We start from the raw sequence: 4463 nt of genomic DNA on the forward strand, positions 1-4463 counted from the left end.
AAGTAACTCAGCAATCGGGCTTTAATTGTAGAAGATCAAACCCACCTTGAGCAGAATGTCTGTAAAGGTGGGTTTGTCAGTGGTCTGAATCCGACATAAGCTGTCGGATTTATATTATATCAATAAAGCTAAATAAACTTCTGTATTATAGGAAATTAAACAATATCAAGTAATTCAACTTCGAAAACTAAGGTACTAAACGGTGGAATTGATGCACCTGCACCACGTTCGCCATAAGCAAGGTTATGTGGAATAGTTAAACGCCATTTTGAACCAACAGGCATCATTGTTAATGCTTCTGTCCAACCTGCAATTACACCACTTACAGGAAATTCTGCAGGTGTACCACGTTTAACTGAACTATCAAAAACTGTACCGTCAATTAAAGAGCCGGTGTAGTGTACGCGTACTTTATCTGCTTTGGTTGGTACTTTTCCTGTTCCTTCAGCAAGTACTTCGTACTGTAAACCACTTGCAGTTTCTTTCACTGATGCGTGTTTTTTGTTCTCTTCTAAGAACGCTTTTCCTTCTGCTTCTAACGCTTTGAATGCTTCTGCTTGTGCTGCTTCTGCACGTTGTGAAAGTTCTTGCAGTGCTTGGCTTACTTCGTTTAGTTCTAATGCAGGTGGATTTTGGTTTAATACATCAAAAATTCCTTTTACAACCGCTTCAGGTTCAACATCTAAGCCACTACCTAAAAGTTGCTGACCGATTTGTAAACCAATACCATAACCACCTTTTGCTTCTACACTTTCTAATGCAACTGAATCTAAATTTAAAGACATAATGTTTCCTTATTGTTTGAATGAGTGCCTAATATGGCGATCAATAATTGAAATACAAGAGTAAGCGGTGAGATTTTCCAAAAAATTTGCAAATTTCAGGTATAATCCCACCGCTTATTTTTAATTGAAAAGGAATGAACTAATGCAAAATCCAAAAGATGATGTACTTTATGCTCCTGTTGAATGGCAAGATTGTAGTACAGGTTATACCGATATTCTTTACCATAAATCCACAGATGGAATTGCAAAAATTACCATTAACCGTCCTGAAGTGCGTAATGCTTTTCGCCCACAAACTGTTAAAGAGATGATCCAAGCCTTTTCTGACGCTCGTTTTGATGAAAAAATTGGTGTTATTGTGCTAACAGGACAAGGTGAGAAAGCATTTTGTTCTGGTGGTGACCAAAAAGTGCGTGGGGATTACGGTGGCTATAAAGATGAAAGTGGTGTACATCACTTAAATGTATTAGATTTCCAACGTGATATTCGTAGCTGCCCGAAACCTGTGGTCGCAATGGTAGCAGGTTATGCAATTGGCGGTGGGCACGTTTTACATATGTTGTGCGATTTAACCATTGCTGCTGAAAATGCGATCTTTGGTCAAACAGGCCCGAAAGTTGGTTCATTTGATGGCGGTTGGGGTGCAAGTTATATGGCTCGTATCGTTGGACAGAAAAAAGCTCGTGAAATTTGGTTCTTATGCCGCCAATATGATGCAAAAGAAGCCTTAGAGATGGGATTAGTCAATACTGTTGTGCCTTACGCTGATCTTGAAAAAGAGACAGTTCGTTGGTGTCGTGAGATGTTGCGTAATAGCCCAATTGCCTTACGTTGTTTAAAAGCAGCTTTAAATGCAGATTGTGATGGTCAGGCTGGCCTACAAGAATTAGCAGGTAACGCAACAATGCTATTCTATATGACTGAAGAAGGGCAAGAAGGTCGTAACGCATTTAACGAAAAACGTGCTCCTGATTTTAGCAAGTTTAAACGTAATCCATAATCAGAAACCACAAAGACAATTTGCGTAGGGCTAGGGTTTATCTCTACCCCAATATCGTTCTCATTTAGGGGCGGGGATAACCCCGTCCCTACGAAAAATTAAATGTTTGTATAACACCCACCACTTGTATGATCAAACTCGATACCATTATTGAACAATTTTTGGATAATTTATGGTTGGAACATAATTTATCAGAAAATACTATTGCATCTTATCGGTTAGACTTAGAAGCATTTGTGCAATGGTTGCCTGACGCAAGGGCTTTTTTAACGGTAGATTATGTCGATGTCCAAACCTTTCTTGGCGAACGGTTGGAGCAAGGCTATAAGTCATCAAGTTCGGCAAGAATGTTAAGCTGTTTACGCAAGTTTTTCCGCTTTCTTTATATGGAAAATTACCGTAGTGATGACCCGACCGAAACGTTAAAATCACCACGCAAGGCGGTTCATTTACCAAAATCATTAAGTGAAGAGCAAGTATTGGACTTACTCAATATGCCGAACACTGCCGATCCGATTGAGCTACGAGATAAAGCAATGTTAGAGCTACTTTACGCCACAGGCTTGCGTGTAACGGAGTTGGTTTCGCTAACCATTGAAAATATCAGTTTGTCGCAAGGGTTAGTTCGAGTGATTGGTAAAGGTGATAAAGAGCGAATTGTGCCGATGGGGGAAGAGGCAAATTACTGGTTGCGTGAGTTTTTTCAGTACGGACGTGCCATTTTGCTTGGCGATACACAATCGGATATTGTTTTTCCAAGTCGTTTAGGCAAACAGATGACTCGCCAAACGTTTTGGCATCGAATTAAACATTATGCCTTACTAACAGGGATTGATAGTGATAAACTCTCGCCCCACGTCCTACGCCACGCTTTTGCAACGCATTTGGTCAATAATGGGGCGGATTTGCGTGTGGTGCAAATGTTATTAGGGCACAGTGATTTATCCACCACTCAAATTTATACTCACGTTGCCAAAGCACGTTTAAAATCACTTCATCAACAATTTCATCCAAGGGGATAATATGCAACAAGGTTTTTCTAAATTTAGCTGGGCATTGGCACTGTTCTGTTTACCCATTGCATTATGGCCATTAGCACTCTTTGTCTCGCCTAAGTTTTCGGATAGTCCGAATTTAAGTGAATTTCAAATCAATAGTTTTTCGGTCGTATTTTGGGTTTATCCTTTTGTGTTGTTTGCACTCTCAGGAATATTACACAAGATTTATCAAACAAATAAACCGCTCGCAAAAGGATTACTCACTTTAGGTTTTGTGCTTTTTTATGGAGTGTTTATTTATATTGTGAAAAGCGTTTAAGGCGTTGTGAGTACTGCAACGAGCTGTTGATTAAAAAAGACTAATGGCGTGCGAGTTCTTTCCCAGACTGGCACGTTATTTTTTTGCCAAATTTTTTTCATCTCTTCTCGTTTTGAATGTGGATAAAGAGGCACTTTACCACGCTGATGTAGTTTGATGATTAATGGCTCTTGCTGTAATTCTGGCGGTAATAACAAGCGGTATGTTTGCCCCGATTTTTTGCAAAAAATGAGAGTATCTCTGGTGCGAATTAATGTACCGATATTTTCAGGCAAGGTAAATTCTTCCCCCTGTTTTGCTAATAACATCTGTTCAAACGGTGGTGTGTCGGCAAATATCTCTGTAATAAAAAGATGCTGTTGGTAACGTCTAAGCATTTTATCCGCTAATCTAAACGCAGGATTTTTATCTTGCTCGGCAAAAATTACATTGGCAATAATCTGCTCAAGTTGTATCTGGCTCGGCATCGGCATTTGGCACTTTTCAAGCCAAAGGCGGATCAATTGTTGCTGTTTTAAGTGAGAAAATTGGTCGAACTTCTCAATGTTGAAACGCCGTTCAGCAAGATTTAAACGTGCGTGAAGTTCATCATTTAATAACTCTTCCACCAGTTGCTGTTGCTCCGCACAATGTTGTGCGGCTCTTGCTACCATTTGGTCAAACTGCTGCCAACGTTGATTGAGCAAGGGTAAAATTTCATTGCGTAAAAAATTACGTTCGTAGCGACTATCTACATTGCTCTCATCGTTAATCCACGCTAGGCAATGTGCCATTGCGTAGGCTTGAATGGTTGATTTCGGTGATGTAAGAAGCGGGCGGAAAATGGAAAATGCTGATGTTGCATTTTTCCCCCAATAACTGACCGCTTGCATTGCACTTAACCCAGTAATGCCACTGCCCCGTTTTAATGCAAGGAAAAAGGTTTCCACTTGATCGTCTAAATGATGGGCGGTGACTAACATCTCATTAGGCTGAATATGCTGTTCAATCGCTTGATAACGAGCTTGGCGAGCATTCGCTTCTATGCCTTGTTTCCCAAATACGGTTACTTTGCAGACGGTTAAGGGAACTTGCCATTCTCGGCATAAATGTTGGCAAAATTCTGCCCAGCTATCTGCATTCGGGCTTAAGCCGTGATGAATATGGATAGCTCGTAAATTGAGCGAGTTTTCTTGACGAAGTTGGCAAAGTAGATGAAGTAGCACCACAGAGTCCACACCTCCGCTTAGCCCGATTAAAAAATCGGTTTGCTGTGGTGTGTGGATAGCTATCTGTTGGCGAAGTGTTGAAATTAGCATAGTAAGCGGTGAGTTTTTCAAAAAAATTTACCGATTTATCGGCTAGACTGATGACAAACCCCA

5 protein-coding genes are annotated in these 4463 nt (G+C 40.4%); 3 read left to right on the top strand and 2 right to left on the bottom strand.

The annotated features are described in order from the left end of the window. Positions 1–155: 155 nt before the first annotated feature. Positions 156–785, bottom strand: coding sequence for a BamJ family beta-barrel-assembly machinery protein (locus A1D25_RS10260; protein WP_157395580.1), 630 nt, complete (start codon positions 783–785; stop codon positions 156–158). A gap of 142 nt (positions 786–927) precedes the next feature. On the opposite strand from A1D25_RS10260, the gene menB reads away from it, so the two are divergent. From menB to A1D25_RS10275, 3 genes are all read left to right on the top strand, one after another. Next, positions 928–1785, top strand: a complete 858-nt coding sequence (gene menB / locus A1D25_RS10265; protein WP_157395581.1) for a 1,4-dihydroxy-2-naphthoyl-CoA synthase — start codon at positions 928–930, stop codon at positions 1783–1785. Between the two features lie 128 nt (positions 1786–1913). Continuing rightward, positions 1914–2807: a site-specific tyrosine recombinase XerD gene (gene xerD, locus A1D25_RS10270; protein ID WP_157395582.1), complete on the top strand. Its 894-nt coding sequence runs from the start codon at positions 1914–1916 to the stop codon at positions 2805–2807. Between the two features lies 1 nt (position 2808). After that, positions 2809–3102 carry a DUF5389 family protein gene (locus A1D25_RS10275; RefSeq protein WP_157395583.1) on the top strand — a complete coding sequence of 98 codons (294 nt, stop codon included), beginning with the start codon at positions 2809–2811 and terminating at the stop codon, positions 3100–3102. Here A1D25_RS10275 and tilS read toward each other — a convergent pair. Then, positions 3099–4400, bottom strand: coding sequence for a tRNA lysidine(34) synthetase TilS (tilS, locus tag A1D25_RS10280; RefSeq protein ID WP_157395584.1), 1302 nt, complete (start codon positions 4398–4400; stop codon positions 3099–3101). The two genes, A1D25_RS10275 and tilS, sit on opposite strands and share 4 nt — an antisense overlap. Positions 4401–4463: the final 63 nt, after the last annotated feature.

It is taken from the genome of Ursidibacter arcticus (assembly GCF_009761375.1).
GTDB classification, from domain to species: domain Bacteria; phylum Pseudomonadota; class Gammaproteobacteria; order Enterobacterales; family Pasteurellaceae; genus Ursidibacter; species Ursidibacter arcticus.